7 protein-coding genes are annotated in these 19,806 nt (G+C 37.4%); 1 reads left to right on the forward strand and 6 read right to left on the reverse strand.

The window, feature by feature from the left end; all coding sequences use genetic code 11:
- The 3 genes from H6G69_RS05765 to H6G69_RS05780 all read right to left on the reverse strand — a co-directional run.
- A partial coding sequence (locus H6G69_RS05765) for a calcium-binding protein (protein ID WP_277883350.1) occupies nucleotides 1-632 on the reverse strand: 632 nt, incomplete at its 3' end.
- A gap of 507 nt (nucleotides 633-1,139) precedes the next feature.
- Nucleotides 1,140-6,914, reverse strand: coding sequence for an ATP-binding sensor histidine kinase (locus H6G69_RS05775; protein WP_190682997.1), 5,775 nt, complete (start codon nucleotides 6,912-6,914; stop codon nucleotides 1,140-1,142).
- A 61-nt stretch (nucleotides 6,915-6,975) separates the two neighbouring features.
- Complete coding sequence (locus H6G69_RS05780) at nucleotides 6,976-12,384, reverse strand: ATP-binding sensor histidine kinase (protein ID WP_190683000.1); 5,409 nt, start codon at nucleotides 12,382-12,384, stop codon at nucleotides 6,976-6,978.
- 278 nt (nucleotides 12,385-12,662) lie between these two features.
- On the opposite strand from H6G69_RS05780, the gene H6G69_RS05785 reads away from it, so the two are divergent.
- Nucleotides 12,663-12,947: a peptidase gene (locus H6G69_RS05785; protein ID WP_190683002.1), complete on the forward strand. Its 285-nt coding sequence runs from the start codon at nucleotides 12,663-12,665 to the stop codon at nucleotides 12,945-12,947.
- A 100-nt stretch (nucleotides 12,948-13,047) separates the two neighbouring features.
- Here H6G69_RS05785 and H6G69_RS05790 read toward each other — a convergent pair whose 3' ends face one another.
- The 3 genes from H6G69_RS05790 to H6G69_RS05800 all read right to left on the reverse strand — a co-directional run bounded on the left by H6G69_RS05790 (nucleotide 13,048) and on the right by H6G69_RS05800 (nucleotide 19,788).
- On the reverse strand, nucleotides 13,048-15,600 hold the full coding sequence (locus H6G69_RS05790; RefSeq protein ID WP_190683005.1) for a CHAT domain-containing protein: 2,553 nt from the start codon (nucleotides 15,598-15,600) through the stop codon (nucleotides 13,048-13,050).
- 111 nt (nucleotides 15,601-15,711) lie between these two features.
- The gene (locus H6G69_RS05795) at nucleotides 15,712-17,040 is read right to left on the reverse strand and encodes a response regulator (protein ID WP_190683008.1); all 1,329 of its coding nucleotides are present in this window, start codon (nucleotides 17,038-17,040) and stop codon (nucleotides 15,712-15,714) included.
- Nucleotides 17,041-17,046: 6 nt separating this feature from the next.
- Nucleotides 17,047-19,788 carry a CHASE2 domain-containing protein gene (locus H6G69_RS05800; protein WP_190683011.1) on the reverse strand — a complete coding sequence of 914 codons (2,742 nt, stop codon included), beginning with the start codon at nucleotides 19,786-19,788 and terminating at the stop codon, nucleotides 17,047-17,049.
- Between the last annotated feature and the right edge of the window lie 18 nt (nucleotides 19,789-19,806).

Below are 19,806 nucleotides of genomic sequence, written 5' to 3' on the forward strand. Positions count from 1 at the left end.
AATCCCAAAGTGAAGTTGACGCTGGAATTAACTGTATCGACACCACCTAAAGCATCGTTAAAGTTTTCCGTGACCACATCCAAGAGGTTATCGACAAAGTAGGTATCACTACCATCCCCACCATTGAGGATATCAGCACCACTGCCACCATTGAGGGTATCAGCACCACTGCCACCATTGAGGGTATCAGCACCACTGCCACCATTGAGGACATTATTGCCACTGTTACCATTGATGACGTTGTTATTGGCATTACCAGTACCATTAATATTGCCAACACCTGTCAGATTCAGGTTTTCTAGACCAAATCCCAAAGTGAAGTTGACGCTGGAATTAACTGTATCGACACCACCTAAAGCATCGTTAAAGTTTTCCGTGACCACATCCAAGAGGTTATCGACAAAGTAGGTATCGCTGCCATCCCCACCATTGAGGGTATCAGCACCACTGCCACCATTGAGGGTGTCGTTTCCATCTCCACCCAATAGACTGTCATTTCCTGACCCACCATCAAGTGAGTCGTTTCCTAACCCACCAATGAGGGTGTCATTCCCCCCCAGCCCCGATATGTGATCGGCAAAGCTAGTACCCGATAGAAAGTCATTTAAAGGGGTTCCAATAATCGAACTCATTTAACTAACTCAATGTAATACAAAAGGTTGTATCTATTATTATACATATTTATACGTATTTAGTAATAATATAATTGTACTAAAGCGGATGCCAGCGATGACCAAGGCTTAATTGAACTACTGAGCAATAATCTGGATTACTTGCGAGCCAAACCCGTGAATATCCCGAAGATTACTATCCTGCTTGATCACGGTTATCACCGAGACAAACTCACACTCGAACTACAAAAGCTCTACCCCCAAATCATGACCAAGATTAGGTTTCAACTCGCACCAAGCCAACCAAAGCGGAAATTGCAGCCTTTGGGAAAACTGGATTTGTACCTGTAGCTACCCGATGGGTGATTGAGCGGTCAAATGCTTGGATGGAACGCTATAAAAGTTGGGTCAAAAATTTTGAGAGAACCCTCTTCCATACCAACGCGAAGCTTAATCTTTGCTTCATCAGACTCATGCTCGACTGGCAAATGGATAAATCCCAAATGGGTTCTATAATGGCATAAAATTTTACACTGGCAGTTGAATGATAAATTCTGTCCCTTCACCCAAAACAGAATTGACTGTGATTTGACCACCGTGTTTTTCTGCGACAATTTGCTTTGCTATAGCCAACCCTAAACCTGTACCTTTACCGACAGCTTTAGTAGTAAATAAATGGTTAAAGATTTTGTGTGTTACCTCTGCACTCATCCCTTTACCATTATCAGCAATGGAGATGTTCACGAATTGAGCGGCTATTGATGTGGTAATTATAATCGAGTTAGGATGAGCTTGAATTTCTGCAAAACTCCGTCCGATATTTGCTTCATCTAATGCGTCAATGGCATTCGCCAAAATATTCATAAATACCTGATTTAATTGCCCAGGGAAACATTCAATTTGGGGTAAATCACCGTAGTTAGTGATTACTTCAATTGCCGGACGTTGTTCGTTAGCTTTGAGACGATGTTTGAGAATTAAAATTGTGCTATCAATGCCTTCGTGAAGATTAAATGGGACTTTGTAATCTCGGTCAGCACGGGAGAAAGTGCGGAGGGAAGTACTAATATTTTTTAATCTATCGCAAGCTATCGCCATAGAATCGAGCATTTTCGGCAGGTCTTCTATGGTATATTCCAAATCAATTTCTGATTCATGGTCGAGGATTTCTTCAGTTTTATCGCTGAAGGTTTCTTGATAGATTTTCAAATGTTCGATAATATCGGTAAAGGTGGGTTTAGCTTGTTTGAGAGTTGCCGCAATAAAGCCCAAAGGATTATTCATTTCGTGGGCGACACCAGCGACTAAGTTACCCAAGGCGGACATTTTTTCACTTTGGATAATTTGTAATTGGGCTTGTTGTAAAGCTAGTTCAGCTTGTTTACGCTCGCTAATATCCAACAACAGTCCATCCCACACTAATGTGCCATCAATAAGTTTTTCGATGCGTGCTTCACCGTGAATCCACTTAATAATTCCCGAGGGTGTAACAATTCGCCCTTCCCACAGCCAGGGATTTAGGGTGTTAATTGAATCTGCAACAGACTGATAATAAGATTCTAAATCTTCTGGATGGCCCATATCTAGGAGGATCTGCACATTGGCGATCGCTTGTTCGGCGGTGATTTCATAGAGGTCATAACAGTCATTACTCATATAAGGCATTGACACCGAACCATCAGTCGCCATGAGGAATTGATACACTACGCCAGGAACGTTATCTACTAGATTATGAAAGCGGGATTGAGCAGTTTTTAACTCATCAAGCGATCGCTTTAATTGTTGGGCATATTCCTGAGAAAGTTGATAAAGTCGAGCATTTTCTAGAGAAATTGCAGCTTGAGCGCAGATGAGGTTAAGTAGTTCGACGCGTTCGCTCGTAAACGCCCCCTTAGCTAAATTATTTTCTAGATATAAAATCCCCAGTAATTTACCTTGATGCAAAATTGGGTTACACAAAATACTATACGGTTGCTGACGGACAATATAAGGGTCATTGGCGAAAGTGATATCTGCGGTTGCATCCAATAAAACAACAGTTTGTTGGTTGTTTTTGACTTTGTAAATCAGCTTGTGGGGAATATCTTGACTGTCTGCAATGGCAAGACTTTGTAAAACAATCGGTTGTGTTCCTTGGGTAATTGCGCCTTGAATTAGTAAATGATTGTCTTGCAACAGCATTAACACACATTTATCAGCCCCAGCAGTTTCAATCACGATGGAAAGTAAGGAGGAAAGTAATTTTTCTAGTTCGATTTCACCGGAGATAGTCTGAGATGCTCTGAAAATTGCTTTTAAATCTAGAGTATCTGAGACACTGCTGCTAGAACTGGAAGAACGGGTAGATGTGACAGTCCCCAAGGTAAAGATAGTTTCGTTAGTTGAAAGAGGCGAACGGGTTGGCTGTAATATCGGGGCGAGTAATTGGGGATAGCGTCTTTCTAAGTCGGCGACTTTGGTTTTTGCTCCCCAACGGGTATAACAATAATATGCTTCCTGCATATAGCCTGCGGCAACTTTCTCTTTCCCCCAAGCAAGGTAAGATTTTGCTGCTAATTCGTTGGCGAGGGCTTCTTCTTGGATATATTCGTTGGCTTTAGCACCGAAAATAGCGCGATCGTAATAATCCATCGCTTCATACATCTGCCCTAATACCCGATATCGTTCTGCTTCCACCAAATAAAACTTGTGTAAATGGTTGGTGGGCGCATAGAGAGACCATTTTTTCAGCTTATCCTGGTTGTCAATTACTTGTTGTAAATCTGCCTCTTGATTGTTAGGTAATGTACCAAGATAAGTCAATGAATCGTAGAAGTGAAATAATGGAACCATAAAACAGCCAGATACTCCACTTAAATATTGTTTAGCTTGAGTTGCGGCTTCAATTGCTGATTCCCCCTCATTAAACAAGTAACAAAGAATTAATTTATTGACATAGAGTGTTCCCATTGCGTAAAGATCGTTAGCTTTTTGATGCAAGGGCAACATGATTTTTTCGTCATAAATTATGCCTTGAATTTCCCAAGGACATTTATTTGGAGTGAGTAAATTGGTAACAGATTGGTAAAAAATTCTCAGATAATTATGAGCAACTTCCTGTTTAAGTTGAGCCAGTGCTTGATTATAAAGCTGAATTTCTGGTTCTAAAGCAGACAAATTTTTCCCCAGAAAATAGGAAAGGGAACAGTAATTGTAGGCACAGTAGGCCGCATATTCTAAAGTCCCTGTCTCCAAACCACTGTGATATCCATCAAGTAAAGGGGCGAGTGAATCTTGAATATGATGTTTCCAGGGTTTGACAAATGGATAAACCATATTAATGGTACTGGCTTTAAATTCTCGGTTCTGGAAGCGTGATAATAGCCCCATTGCGATTTCGCCAATGCGATCGCCCAAATCAATTTCTCCGCTACTGCATAAAATTACTCCATACCAAGCAAAAGCTTGTGCTGATACAGCAGCATTACCATACTGAACTGATAATCTTACTTGCTTACACACAATTAACGGTAGAAGTTCGGGAACCGCTTGATAAACTGCTGCTGTGACAGTTGCTAAAATTCGTATCTTGGCAATAGCTTGCAGATCAGTCATCTCTGGTAGTGTCAATAAATCTGCTAAATCTTTTTCTGTGAATAAATCTTGAGTCTGTTTTAAACTTTGAGAAATATCTGTGGCGGTAGGATGCTCTGGAAACACAATGCCAAATAATTCCAAAACATTAAGAGCAGTTCTAATAGCTTCAGGCTGTTGACTTTGAGCTACTTCAGCCAAAATTTTTACTTCATAGACTTTCACTTTATCTAGTAATTGACGCGCATTTTTTACTACTTCATCAACTATCTGCTGCATTTGGCTAAAATCACCAATCAGACAAGTTGCTTCTGCGGCTAAATTATATAGAGCCAAGGTGATTTCATAATGTTGTTGCCAACAATTTGATGTGAGCAGTTCTCTCCCTTTATTGGCATATTCAATGGCTGCAATATAAGCAGTTGCTGATTTAGCTTTTCGTGCAGCTTCTAAATTCAGATTGGCTAGTTTTTCCCGTTCATTTTTTGAATTAATTAAATCAGCACCTTTATTCAACTGATTGACAATCTCAAAAATTCTCTCTTCTTTTTCTGCTTGATTGATAACACTTAAAAGCAGTTGCCCAATTTTTAAATGCTTTAGTTGTTTTTGGTCATCAGGAATCCGAGAATAAGCTGCTTGTTGTACTCTATCGTGTAAAAATTTGTAAGTAACAATTTCGTGCTTTTCAGAAATAGATACTATGCTTTCTTGACCGACATAAAACTTATAAACATCACCAATTGGTAAAATCAATCCTTCTTGTAGTGCTTTCCATAAACAGGCTGCGGTTTCGATTTGAGATTGTTCGGCAACAATAGCTAAAGTACCTAAATCAAAAGAATTGCCAATACAAGCAGCTAACTGCAACATCTGTTGAGTTGATAGTGGTAGTTTTTGCAGTTGTAAACTCATAAAAGCAATCACATCATCTGTTGCTACTTGCGTTTTTATCTGGATAATGTCACATTGCCAACAAGTTAATTCAAAGTCAAATGTGATTAATTTATCTTGATGTAACGCTTTGAGAAACTGTGCAGTAAAAAATGGATTACCTTGAGTTTTATGATATACTAATTCTGCTAGAGATAATGCCAAATCTTTACTACATTTGAGTGTGTCAGCCACTAACTTATTCACTTGTACCTGACTTAATGGTGCTAAAGTAATTGTGTTAATTGTGGCTTGAGCCTTTTGAATTTCACTTAATGTTAATAATAAGGGATGTCCGGGAGTGACTTCGTTATCACGATATGCACCAATAATGAAAAGATAAGCTGTATCAGCCATTAATAGCTGCATTAATTTGAGTGATGCGGAATCAGCCCATTGTAAATCGTCTAAAAATATGACTAAGGGATGTTTAGGAGTTGTAAAAACTTGGGTGAATTTTTGAAATAATAAATTAAAGCGATTTTGCGCTGCTGTTCCTGATAATTCTATCGCTGGTTGTTGTTGACCAATAATGTTTTCTAATTCGGGAATAACTTCAATAATTACTTGTCCATTTTCCCCGACAGCCTCTAATATTTTATGTTTCCATTTCTGAATTTGGATATCGCTTTCGGTTAATAATTGCCCCATTAAATCGCGGAATGCTTGGACAAAGGCACTGAAAGGAATGTTCCTTTGAAACTGGTCATATTTACCTTTAATAAAGTAACCGCGTTGTCTGACAATGGGTTTATGTACTTCGTTAACAACGGCGGTTTTGCCAATTCCAGAGAAACCCGCTACAAGCATCATTTCGGTTGCGCCAAGGCTGACTCTCTCAAATGCTTCTAGGAGGGTTTTTACTTCGGTTTCTCTGCCATATAATTTATCAGGAATGATGAAGCGATCGCACACATCCTTTTGCCCAATCTCAAAGCTTTGAATTTCACCAGTTTCTCTTAACTCAGTCAGACATTTTTCTAAATCATATTTTAATCCCAATGCACTCTGATATCTATCCTCAGCATTTTTTGCCATCAATTTACTGACGATTTTTGAGATAACTGAAGGGATATCTGGGTTAATTTCATGTAGTAACGGTGCTGTTTTCGCAATATGAGCATGTACCAATTCCATTGGGTCATTTGATGCAAATGGTAACTCACCTAAGAGTAATTCATAGAAAGTCACACCCAAAGAATAGAAATCTGTACGATAATCAATCCCCCGATTCATTCTCCCGGTTTGTTCTGGAGAGATATAAGCGAGTGTTCCTTCTAAAACATTGGGGTTAACTAGGGTTTGGGTTTCTCTGGGTAATAATGATGCAATACTAAAGTCGATTAATTTAACTTGTTTAGTTTGGGGGTTAATTAATATATTGCTGGGTTTAATATCTTTATGAATAATCCGCTCATGATAGAGTAAGTCTAGGATGTCGCAGAGTGCGATCGCTATTACTAAAAACTCCTCTCTAGATGTAACATTTTGATTTTTGGCCAAATAATCCTTAAGAGAAATTCCCCCAAAGTCTTCCATGACTAGCATATAGCCATTATGTAAGGCTTCTAGGCTATGGGTTTGAATAATCAGGGGTGAGTTAAGATTTTTGCCAATAGTATATTGATTGCGAAATAACAACAATTCGCTAAAGCTGGGATAGGCATTTTTCAGCAGTTTGATAACTACTGGTGTTGAGTCATTTTCTCTAATTGCGCGATAAACTAGCGTTCTTGCTCCGTTGTAAAGTTCTTGTACAAGATTATATCCGGGAATACTAAAAACGCTGCTCATCATCTTGTGCTCATCTGATAATTTCTCAATCTAGTATTCCCAGATAGATACATAGAGCTAAAATTTAAACGGGGATTTCTATAATAAATTCAGTACCTTCACCAAGAAGAGATTGACAAGACAACTGACCGCCGTGTTTTTCTTCAACAATTTGTTTAGCTATAGCCAACCCTAAACCTGTACCTTTACCGACTCCCTTGGTAGTAAATAAATGCTCAAATATCTTTTGTTGTATCTCTTCACTCATGCCTTTACCATTATCGGCAATTGATATTTTTACCCATATATTATCTACAATTGATGTTGTAATTGTAATGCAGTTAGGATGAGCTTTAATCTCGGCAAAACTCTTACCAATATTTGCTTCTTCTAGGGCATCAATAGCATTGGCAAGAATATTCATAAATACCTGATTCAATTGTCCAGGAAAACAATTGACTAAAGGTAAATCACTATAGTTTGTAATTACTTCAATTGCTGGGTGTTGTTGATTTGCTTTCAGGCGATGCTTGAGGATTAAAATTGTGCTGTCAATGCCTTCATGAAGATTAAATTGTACTTTGTAGTCTTTGTCAGCGCGAGAAAATGTCCGCAAGCTAGTGCTGATATTTTTTAATCTATCGCACGCCATAACCATTGCATCAATTGTTTTGGGTAAGTCTTCCAAAAGATACTCTAAGTCAATTTCCTCCGCATGGTCTTGAATTTCATGACTAGGATTTTCTAAGTTTTGTTGATAGAGTCGTAAATGTTCTGTGATATCGGCAAAATTGGGTTTAGTTTGTTGAAGCGTAGCAGAAATAAAGCCCAATGGATTATTCATTTCATGGGCGACACCTGCAACTAAATTACCCAACGCAGACATTTTTTCACTTTGGACTATATGCAATTGGGCATTTTGCAAATCAGTGAGGGCTTGCTCTAACTTTTGGGCATATTCCTGAGCAGATTCATAAAGTCGGGCATTTTCGAGAGAAATGGCAGCTTGAGCGCAGATGAGATTGAGTAGTTCGATGCGATCGCTTGTGAATGCTCCTGTGACTAAATTATTTTCTAGATATAGAATACCTATCAACTTGCCTTGATGTAAAATTGGACTGCATAAGATACTTTTAGGCTGCTGATGAACAATATATGGGTCGTTGGCTAAGATAGGATCTGCGATCGCATCCACTAAAATAGCAATCTGTTGGTTGTGCTTGACTTTGTAAATCAGCTTGTGGGGAATGTCTTGGCTATCTTCAACAGGAATACGCTGCAAAACAACTGGCTGCATCCCTTGAGTAATCGACCCTTTAATGAGCAAATTTCCATCTCGCAACAGCATTAAAACGCATTTATCCGCCCCAGCATTTTCGATGACGATTCTCAGCAATGATGAGAGAAGTTTTTCGAGTTCAATTTCACCAGAAAGAGTTTGAGAAGCTTTGAGGATAGCTGTTAAATCTAGGGTATCGGAGACACTGCTGTTAGAAGTGAGGGAACTGGTGGATGAGACACTCTTTAAGGTAAAGATGGTTTCGTCAGTGGACAGAGGAGAATAGGTTTGCTGTAATATGGGAGCCAGTAATTGAGGATAGAGAGTTTCTAAGTCAGTCACTTTGGCTTTTGCTCCCCAACGAGCATAAGCATAGTAGGCTTCCATCATATACTCTTGAGCAATGCGTTGCTTACCCCAATCAAGATAGAATTTTGCCGCTAGTTCGTTAGCCAGGGCTTCTTCTTGTACGTAATCGTTGATTTTAGCTCCACATATTGCCTTGTCGTAGAGGTCACTGGCGGCGATTTTTTGTCCCGACACGCGACATTTTTCTGCTGCTACTAAATCAAACTTATGTTGGTGATTCATCGGTGCGTGGTGCGCCCAGTTTTTTAGCTGAGTTTGATTTTCCTCTACCCTTTGCCATACTGCTGATGAATCTTGTAATTGCAAATTCAAACTGGCTAAAGCAATCAAAGAATCATAGAAATAAAATGCCGGCTCATATACCAGTCCCTGAGCAGCAATTAAATGGTTTCTGCACTCAACAGCATGATTTTGCGCTTGTTCAGTTTCTCCAAACAAAAAGCAGAGCATGAGTTTATATGAATGAAACACATACAACTCACTCAAATCATTATCAGACATGATCTGTGGCAGAACTTCCGTTTCTTGTACAACTTCCCCAGACAAAATACAAGGATCTTCCCCATAACCAAGCAAATTGAGTGCAGACTGCCAAGAAAGCCGACAGTGATTAGCTAGTCCCACTTGATTGATTTGCATCAACCCATTGTAGTAAGCACGAGCATTCTGTTCTAAAGTAGCAAGAGGTTGATTACACCAAAAAGAAGCATTGCAAAAAGTTCGCGCATGATATCCGGCAAACTTTGTGCTACCAACTTCTAAACCAATCACATAACTTTCTTGCAACAGAGGGAGGACTTCTTTAATGTGAGATTTGCGATGCAGAATAAAACCTGCCAACACTAAAAGTACTTCTGGTTTAATAGCTTTAGCATCAAATTTGGTAATCAGTTTTAGTGATAATTCAGCAAATTCTGTTGCTTTATCTACATCTTGTAAAACATTGCAGAGAATGAAGCCATAGTTAGCATAAGCAAATGCAGAAATAATTGTATTGCCATACTGAATTGATAATTTGACTGACAACGCCATCAGTAATGGACACAAAATAGAACCGGAGTTGTAAGCTGGTGGGACGAGAGCATTGGCAATTTGGATAATTGCCAAAACTTCTCGATTTGTCATTACAGGTAAATCAAATAAATCTGTAATTTCTCTATCTCCAATTAGTTCATTAATTTCTTGAATTGCCTGTTGAATATCTACTGGGCTTGGTGATTCGGCAAACTTTATCCCAAACTGTTGCAGGAGATTTTGTCCAATTTCAAGGGCTTTGACTGGTTCATTCTGAAAAACATAAGCTTGAATTTTAATACAATAAATATTGACCTTTTCTAACAGAGAGTTTGCTTGAATAATTACGCTATCAATCAACCGCTCCATTAATGCAAATTCGCCGCATAAAGAAGCAATTTCTGATGCTAATTCATGAAACGCCAAGCTCATATCATATTGCCGTTGCCACGCTTGTTCGCCTAATAAACATAATCCTGTTGAGGCATATTCTCCTGCAGCTTGATAGGCGGTAGAGTTTTTAGCTTTGCGACAAGCAATTAAATTAAGTTCTGCTAATTCATCTCGTTGATTTTGTTGAGTAATTAACGTAGTTCCGTAATTTAATTGATTGACAAGTTTAAAAATTCTCTCTTCTCTGATATCTGGAGACATCTGTTGCAGTAGCAGTTGTCCGATTTGGTAATGAGTTATCTGTTTTTGGTCTTCTGGTATGAGGGAATAGGCAGCTTGTTGCACGCGATCGTGTAAAAATTTGTATGTAACGGTTATTTGTTTTTGGTCATCTTGCTGAATGTCGCTATTTTGTAATGAAGAATCTTGATAAAGTTTATAAATTTCATTAGTTGGGAGAATCAGTCCTTCTTGTAAGGCTTTCCACAAAGCAGCAGCAGTATCAATGACTGATTGCTTACAAACAATAGCCAAAGTATCTAAATCGAATTGATTACCAATACAAGCTGCGAACCGTAATATTTCTTGGGTTGATGATGGGAGTTTTTGTAGTTGTAAATTCATAAATACTACAACATCATCTGTGAGTGCTTGAGTTGTCACCTGGGCAATATCAAATTGCCAACAGCCTAATTTAAAATCAAATTCAATAAATTTATCTTGATGTAATGATTTGAAAAATTGGATAGTAAAAAAGGGATTGCCTTGAGTTTTTTGATAAATTAATAAAGATAAATCCCATGCTAAACTTTCACTACATTTGAGAGTGTCAGCGACTAATTGATTTACTTGTGTTTGATTAAGGGGTGCTAAGGTAATTGTATTAATTGTTGCTTGTTTTTTTTGGATTTCACTCAAAGTCAATATCAATGGATGTCCTAGATGGACTTCGTGATCACGATATGCACCGATAAGTAAAAGATGACCTGTATCAGCCATTAATAGCTGCATTAATTTTAGTGATGCTGAATCTGCCCATTGCAAATCATCTAAAAATATTACTAAGGGATGTTCTGCACTGGTAAATACTTGCGTAAATTTTTGAAATAATAAGTTAAAGCGATTTTCGGCTGCATTACCTGATAATTCGATGGCTGGTGGTTGCTTACCAATAATTTCTGCTAGTTCAGGAATAACATCAATAATAACTTGTCCATTGTCGCCGACAGCTGCTAATATTTTATTTTGCCATTTTTCTATTTGAGCGTCACTTTCTGTTAACAATTGTCCCATTAAATCTCGGAAAGCTTGCACAAATGCACCCAAGGGAATATTGCGATTAAACTGGTCAAATTTACCTTTGATGAAATAGCCGCGTTGTCTTAGTATGGGTTTATGCACTTCGTTCACAACGGCTGTTTTCCCGATTCCCGAAAACCCAGCGACAAGCATCATTTCGGTTGCGCCAAGGCTAACTCTATCGAATGCTTCTAGTAGGGTTTGTACTTCGGGTTCTCTGCCATAGAGTTTATCAGGGATGATGAAGCGATCGCACACATCTTTCCGGGCAATTTTAAAGCTGTCAATCTTCCCGGTTTCTCTTAGTTGAGTTAAACAATTCCTTAAATCATATTTCAATCCCAAGGCACTTTGATATCTATCTTCAGCATTTTTCGCCATCAATTTGCTAACAATTTCGGCAAGTACCGATGGAATTTGGGGATTAATTTCTGTGATTAGGGGTGCTATTTTTGCGAGATGACAATGTACTAATTCCATCGCATCATGAGAGGGGAAGGGTAACTCACCTGTGAGTAATTCGTAGAAAGTTACACCTAAAGAATAAAAATCTGTGCGATAATCAATCCCACGATTCATTCTCCCTGTTTGTTCAGGAGAAATATAAGCGAGTGTTCCTTCTAATACGTTGGGATTAACTAAGGTTTGGGTTTCTCGCGGTAATAGCGATGCAATACTAAAGTCAATTAATTTAATTTGTTTGGTTTCGGGATTTATTAAGATATTGCTGGGTTTGATATCTTTATGAATAATGCGCTCATGATAGAGTAAATCTAAAATGTTGCACAAAGCGATCGCAATTACTAAAAATTCTTCTAAAGATTGTTGGGTTTCTCTAGTTCGCCACTCCTTTAGAGAAATCCCCCCAAAGTCTTCCATAACTAAGGCATAACCATTTTGACAAGGTTCTAGACTGTAGTTTTGGACTATCTGGGGGGAGTTGAGATTTTTGGCAATTGTATACTGATTGCGAAACAACAAAAGTTCATGAAAGCTGGGATAAGGATTTTTGAGGAATTTGATAACTACTGGTGCTGAGTCACTTTCTCTGACTGCTCGATAAACCAGTGTTCTTGAACCATTGTAGAGTTCTTCACTCATACAATATCCGGGAATCTTCATAACAAGAGTGCCAATCATAATACCTAAATCTTGAAAATATCTGGATTTAGTATTCCCAAATGCTCAACTGAACTCTATAGTAATGTAAAACTTTACACTGGTATTTGAATGATAAATTCTGTTTATCAAATAAATGATATTAAGCTTTCACCAGTTTTCAGCTTAACTATCAAGTTACACTCAAGTAATTTTTCATCTAAAAATTACAAAAATGTAATTCTCAAGTAGGAGAACCTGTAATTTTTCCCTATTTCAATCAGGAATATCAACAATCAACAAATTAGTTGAGTAATTCCATGAATCGTCTATTTCGCAAATATCATCATTGGTTGGCAATTGTCTGTGCGTTACCTTTATTATTGACAGTCATCACTGGTATGACCTTTCCTATTGCTAAAGCTTTGCATCAGAGGGAATTAGCCGGGTTTTTGATTCATCTCCACACATTAGAAACTTTTGGCTTGGATGGCTTTTTTCCGATAATTAATGGATTAGGATTATTTGGTTTATTAATTACTGGTATGTATATGTCAAATTTATTTAAAAAACGTCGGGCTGCGCCTCATTCAATTGATTTCTAAGGCGGATAAATAAGATTAAAATGTCCTTATTTCATCGCCAAGCATGAAAGTAGAACTGATATTTTTACTCAGCACTTTCAAGCTAGGAAAACATTTAGATTTACAGCCAATTGCCTACCAACACAAATGCTGACCAATAAAAAGGATGTTGAAAATTAGCATCTTGCAAAAAACTAATTTGAGCTTGGCGTAATGCTTCTGCTTTGCTAACACCTGGTTTTCGCAGGTGTTTATAAAATTCCACCATAAATTTAGCTGTGGAATCGTCCTTGACAGCCCACAACGTAGCTAAGGTACTGCGCGCACCAGAACGAACTGCAACGCCAGCTAACCCTAAGATAGCGCGATTATCTCCTTTGGCTGTTTGACAAGCACTCAGAACCATTAACTCCAAAGGTGTAGATTCTAATTCGTTTCTGCTTTTGAGAAATTCACTTAATTGTTTGATGTTGATTCTGTCATTCCAACTGAGGATAAATGTTTCATCTGATTTGCTGCTAAACTGACCGTGAGTGGCTAAGTGTAGCACAGAAAAAGGTGTTGATTTAATAGCTTGTTGCAAACTAGCGTCAGTAAAATTCTCATTCAATAAAACTTTTGTGGTTACTTCCGAGGCAATTTCTGTGACTTCTGATTTCACCCCAGGTAAGGCTTTAAATCCTTGACGGGCTTCACTCAGGGCGGCTGTCATCACACTAATATTTTCTTGTTGGAGCGATCGCGCTGACATCAGTTGCATTCCTGGCGAAAGTGCTACACTATACTTCTCTATCAGATATTGTTTACCATCATAAAGAGCAGCCATTGGGATATTGCGTAAAGAACCATCTAATACAAAAGCTAGAGTTTTGATGTTATGCTTTGTTAGTTGAGATTCTGCTGGGCGAATGAGCCAATCATAAATTTTCTGCGATACAGATAAGCGCTCTTCATTAGCAATAACAGGATTCAGAGATTGACGCATTTGCTGGACAATCTGATTTATTTGTTCTGCTGATAAAACAGTTTGATAATTAGAGAGTGGTTGCCCAGGAATCGATACAATTACTTCTAAGCGATCGCCTAAAATAATTGGATAGATAACAGCTGCTTGTTTGTCAATTTTGTCTAGTTGTTCTGGTTGGGCATTTAAACAAGCTTCGCGGAAAAAGTTATCTAATTCGGCTATTTTTAAGGCTTCAATGGTTTCTCTTGCTTGTTTGAGATTTTTTTGACTAGGTTGAGATTGCAGTAATAAATCTACTAATTCTCGATAAACTGGTTCAACACTTTCTTGAAAAGAAAACTGCACATCACGATTAATGGCTACTAAGTCACTCCGCAAAGACTTGAGAGTTCTAATAGAATAATCATAACTGGCGATCGCACCTGGAATATCACCTTGTTGTTTGAGAATTTTGCCAACTTGCCAAGCAGCTTGATAACTAATATCATTAGCATTAATTTCTTGGGCCAGTTTTAATGCTTTTTTGCTGAGTTTTAAAGCATCAGATAACTGTTGCCTTTCAGAGTACAACTTAGCTAATTCGTGTAAAGCATAAGCTTCGGCGCGTAAATCTTGTAAATTTTCTGCCTGTTGTACAGCCAAAGCCATAATTTGCGCTAATTCTGGATATAACTGATAATTACTCCTATCTAGTTTTGCCAATTTAGTAAAGTTGTGAACTAAATTGACTTTGGCATAAATGCTCATCCGGCTTGATGGCAAATTATTTAGTTGTGATTTAATCTGCAATAATAAAACCTTAGCTGCTTCTATTTCCTGAGTTTCTAGATAAACACTAGCTTGGTTTAACTGTGCTTCTAATCGTAATTGCAAATTAGTTGTTTGTGTGACAACTTTTTGATAATAATCTAAAGCGACTGTGGGTTGCTGTAAATCTCTAGCAGTATTGCCCAAACTGAGAAAAATATCCGTTTTATCTGTAGAATCATTTAAGCGATCGCTAATTTTTAAACTTTGCTCTAAAACTTCCTCAGATGTTTTTAATTCACCAACTAATTGAAAAGCTACCCCTAAACTGTGCAAAGCTTTCGCTTTTATCAAAGAATCTGGCTGATTTTGAAGTTTGCCATTAACATCAACTAACAACTTCTGCGCTCTGCGATAAAACCCCAATGTCTGCATTGCTTGAGCTTGATTAATTTGGCTACCAACTTTTCCCACCTCATCTCCAGCCTTAGCGTAAGCACTTTCGGCATACTGCCAAGCTTGCAAAGCATCTTCCGCTTTTCCCATTGCCAATTTCAGATTTCCTTGGGTATTAAAAGCCACCGCAAGTATGGCAGCATTAGCTTTTTTTTGCTTTTGTAAATGTTGGAGAATCTCTAGGCTATTATTTATAGCAATTTCGGCTTTTTGCCAATCCCCTAACTTCTGATAACCTAAAGATAAATAGCTTAAACTCCAAGCCTGATTGATATCATCACCTTGATTTTTAAAATTCACAGCCGCACTTTGCCAAAACTCTACCGCCTCAGCAAAACGCCCCAAGGCAAAAAGATTTCTGCCTTGGTGAATTTGATATTGACCATCTGTAAAATTATCAACTGATTTGGGTGGCAAATTTGCATCTGCCAAAATATTCACATCTAAACTTTTCACTAATGGTAAATTATCCTTATCTTGGGCAGATACACTAGTATTTGCCATCAATAAAATTAAGCAACCACAGTAAATATGATATTTAAAATAAAATATTAGCCTCCGATAATGGTACATATATTTCAATATAAATTTATGATGTTACTTCACTAGTAAATTTCAGTTATCAACTGGGATTTCAATCAAAAACTCTGTGCTTTCCCCCAATGTAGAAAATAATTTTAATTTACCATGATGTTTCTCTTCAATAATATGCTGACTAATAGATAAACCTAAACCAGTACCTTTACCTAAAGGCTTTGTAGTAAAAAATTGTTCAAATATGCGTGTTTGAATTTCTGGCGGAATACCCAGACCATTATCTTTAATTCCAATAATTGCTAATCCCTGCTCTGGCTCGTAGAGAGTTTTAATCACAATTTGTTGCTTATTTTTGGTTTTTGTCTGATTATCGACGGTTTGAGCGCTTTCATCAAAAGCATCAATGGCATTCGCAATAATATTCATCAAGACTTGGTTAATTTGCTCAGGATAACCTTCAATCAAGGGTAATCTTCCATAGTCTTTAATGACCTCTATATCTTCACGTAATTTATTTCGTTTGAAACGATGAGACAGAATTATCAGTGTACTTTCAATACATTCATGGATATCAAATTCAATTTTTTGTGATGTATCTGTGCGCGAAACATTCCGCAAACTATCACTGATTTTAATAATTCTATCTAATCCTAAATTTATTGATGAGATAATTTGAGGTATATCTTCAACTATTTGCGCTAATTCAATTAGTTTAGCATTTTTGGTAATGGCTATATCTGGATTAGGATAACATTGCTGATAAAGAGATAAATGATTTAATAAAGCATTTAGGTAATTATTGATAAATTCAAAATTACCTGTGACAAATCCCAAAGGATTATTAATTTCATGAGCTACTCCTGCAACTAATTGACCAAGCGTAGATAATTTTTCTTTTTGAATTAACTGTAATTGAGATTTTTTAAGTTCGTTTAATGCTTGGGTAAGTTCTTGTGTCCGTTCCTCTACACGTCGATCAAGTTGCTGATTTTGGGCTTCTAGTTGTTTGGTTAAAAAATTGAGTTTTAAATGTACTTGAATTCTTGCTAAGACTTCTTCTACCTGAAAAGGTTTAGTAATGTAATCTACGCCACCAATTAACAGACCTTGTACCTTATCAAATTTATCGTTAAGCGCACTCAGAAAAATCACAGGGATATTTTTAGTAACAGGATTTTGTTTTAGTTCTGCACAGGTTTGAAAGCCATCAATATCTGGCATAATTACATCTAGTAAAATTAAATCTGGATGCGCATATTCAGCTTGTTCAATCGCACCTTGACCATCAGTAGCGATTAAAATTTCCCAGCCAGAACTAGCAATAGCCTGAGATAGAACTTTTAAGTTTGTGGGATTATCATCTACAATTAAGATTGTGACATCCTCATAAAAGTTTTTTTTTGTCATAACTATTTAACCTTTGGTATCTTTAATCAATTGGCGTATCTGCTTCAGTTGAAAGTTCTCAGCAAGATTTCTCATCTGTTTTATAAAAGGTAAATATTTATTATCTATTTTTTCCAGTTCATTCAATGTGTTTTTAATGCCTTCAATATTTCCCCTCATAGCTAAATCTAGTAGCTGATCAAGTTCCCTATTTGGCGGAGAGACTATTAATTGATAATTTGGCGGTAGCTCATCATCTTTGGTATTATTTCTTGCTTCTGAATAAATCCATTCTAGGTGTAAATAACTTTGTAATAAGCTAGTTAAATGGTCAAGTTGTATTGGCTTAGGTAAAAATTCATTTCCTCCAACTGCTAGACTTTTTGCTTTATTGCTCTCAAAAACACTGGCAGAACAAACTATAATTGGCAGTTCATCAGATGTATATGTTTTTCTTAAAGTAGCAATCATTTTAAATCCATCCATAATTGGCAAATCCAAATCAGTAATAATTAAATCAGGCTGGTTATCAATTACGATATTGATTGCGGCTTCTCCATTAGCAGCCTCAAAACATAAAAAACCAATCGATTGGAGAAAACTAAAAATCAAAGCACGATTTTGCCATTGGTCATCAACAATGAGAATTTTTGGTTGCTTGTCTTTAACTCTCTGAATTTTCTGGTTATGCAGTTCGCCCTGTATAGTTAAGCAATCACTGTGAACCTGAAAACTCAAATCTAACCAAAATTTACTCCCTTGACCAAAATTACTTTCAACTTTGATTGCACTACCCATCAACTCAGCAATTTTACTACTAATTGCTAAACCTAAACCTGTACCTTCTGCTTGCTTATTTTTATCACCTACTTGTTCAAAGGGTAAGAATATCTTCTTTAGTTGTTCCGCCGTCATCCCAATTCCTGTATCTTGGATAGCAAATCTAATTTTGCACAGAGTATTGACTGCTTCTAATACCTCTACTTTAAAAGTTACGCTACCATTATCAGTAAATTTAATGGCATTACTCAGGAGATTAATTAATATTTGTCGTAAACGTTTTTCGTCTGCATAAATTCCTTGAGGCAATAGGGTATCGGGTTCGTAAATAAAGGAAATTCCTTTTTGTAAAGCACGAATGCGGCACATTTCTACTACTCCCGTTAAGAAGTAGGAAAAATCAAAATCTGTATTATGTAGTTCTAGCTTACTTGCTTCTATTTTGGATAAATCTAAAATATCGTTAATCAGAGTCAGAAGATGATAACCACACTGATGAATGATTTTAATTCCCTCTAATTCTGATTGCGCCATGCTTTGAGAACGTTCGAGGATTTGTGCATAACCAAGAATGCCATTTAAAGGTGTGCGTAACTCATGACTCATATTGGCTAAAAACTCACTTTTAGCTTGGTTAGCAACATCAGCAGCAATTTTGGCAACTTCTAATTCTTGAGTACGATCGCGTACTTTTTGCTCAAGAGTGCGAGAATAATCTTGCAGTTGTTGATTAGCTTTTTCTAGCTGAAACTGCTTATGAAAGTTTGTTGTCACAATTGTCGATAAAAAAATTGCCAGTAATGGTGAAATTACAGGCATCCACCACCCAATTAAAAACACACTATAACCAATACTGATCACAATAGCCGTGCCAGCGACAATAATCAAAAATGGCAGTCCCAAAGATGATCTTTTAAACTTAGAATTAACTTGTAATACTTGCCAAGTACTACCACTGGCAATCAAAGACCAGCAAAAAACCCATACCCATTCTAATTGCTCAGACCATATTTGTAGCAATGGTCTGCCATCAATAGCAGCACTGAGAATTTGACTAATTAAATTAGCATGAACTACTACACCTGCCATCGTTTCACCTTCACCCTGTAACTGGCGACTGTAGCCAACATTAAAAAAATCGTTAATACTTTTAGCTGTTGTACCAATTAAAACAATGCGATCGCGGATTAAATCTGCTGATACAGATTTATTCAAGACATCTCGCATTTTCACAACGTCAAAATTTTCTTGATAACCACGATAGTTCAAGACAATTTGATAGCCACCAACATCTGCGTTGCGATAATTAAACTCTTGACCAGTCAAAGGTTTAAATACCGCTTTACCTAAACCCAAAGTATGTGCGCGGTCATCGAGCGCTTGCAAAGAAATACCCTTTGGTTGCAAATACATTAAACTCAGACGCACTGCTAACCCTAAAAAAATTTTGCCGCTATCATCCCCAGCAGATAATAAACCCCGTCGCACTTTGCCATCTGTATCAGCAACCATATCCGCTAAGGCTACTTTATCTTGTTCAGCAAGAGTGGGGGATGGAGCTACTTTCTCTCCGACTAATTTTCTCACGCCAATCAAATTCGGCGTAGATTTCATGACTCCAACCAATTTTTTGTAACCAGGTTCCACTGGTAAATCTCGATAGATATCTACACCTATGACTGCTGGTTGCTTGGCTTTGATTTTAGTCAACAATTCCGCTAACACAACATCAGGAATCGGCCATTTGCCTGCTTGAGTAATATCTTGTTCATCTATGGCTACAATTAAAATTCGCTTGTCTACAGCTTCGGTAGAACGTAGCGCAAAAAAACACTCCATCGCATTCCACTCCAGCAGCTGCAATAGTCCTACCTTGCCGAGGACAATTACAAAGATTGTGACAGTTGGTGTTGCAATCAAAACAGTCAGCCAATATGGAAAACATATCCCGCGTATATACTGAAAAACAGTTTTAAAAGATAACTTCATCAGTCTTTTAAATGGAAC

Origin of the sequence: Nostoc sp. FACHB-110, from assembly GCF_014697425.1 — a bacterium.
Classification (GTDB): Bacteria; Cyanobacteriota; Cyanobacteriia; order Cyanobacteriales; family Nostocaceae; genus Nostoc_B.

Coding starts and splice junctions, on each gene's coding strand:
- H6G69_RS05800 (WP_190683011.1), bottom strand. CDS start 19,788: ATGAAGTTATCTTTTAAAACTGTTTTTCAGTATATACGCGGGATATGT.
- H6G69_RS05790 (WP_190683005.1), bottom strand. CDS start 15,600: ATGGCAAATACTAGTGTATCTGCCCAAGATAAGGATAATTTACCATTA.
- H6G69_RS05780 (WP_190683000.1), bottom strand. CDS start 12,384: ATGATTGGCACTCTTGTTATGAAGATTCCCGGATATTGTATGAGTGAA.
- H6G69_RS05785 (WP_190683002.1), top strand. CDS start 12,663: ATGAATCGTCTATTTCGCAAATATCATCATTGGTTGGCAATTGTCTGT.
- H6G69_RS05795 (WP_190683008.1), bottom strand. CDS start 17,040: ATGACAAAAAAAAACTTTTATGAGGATGTCACAATCTTAATTGTAGAT.
- H6G69_RS05775 (WP_190682997.1), bottom strand. CDS start 6,914: ATGATGAGCAGCGTTTTTAGTATTCCCGGATATAATCTTGTACAAGAA.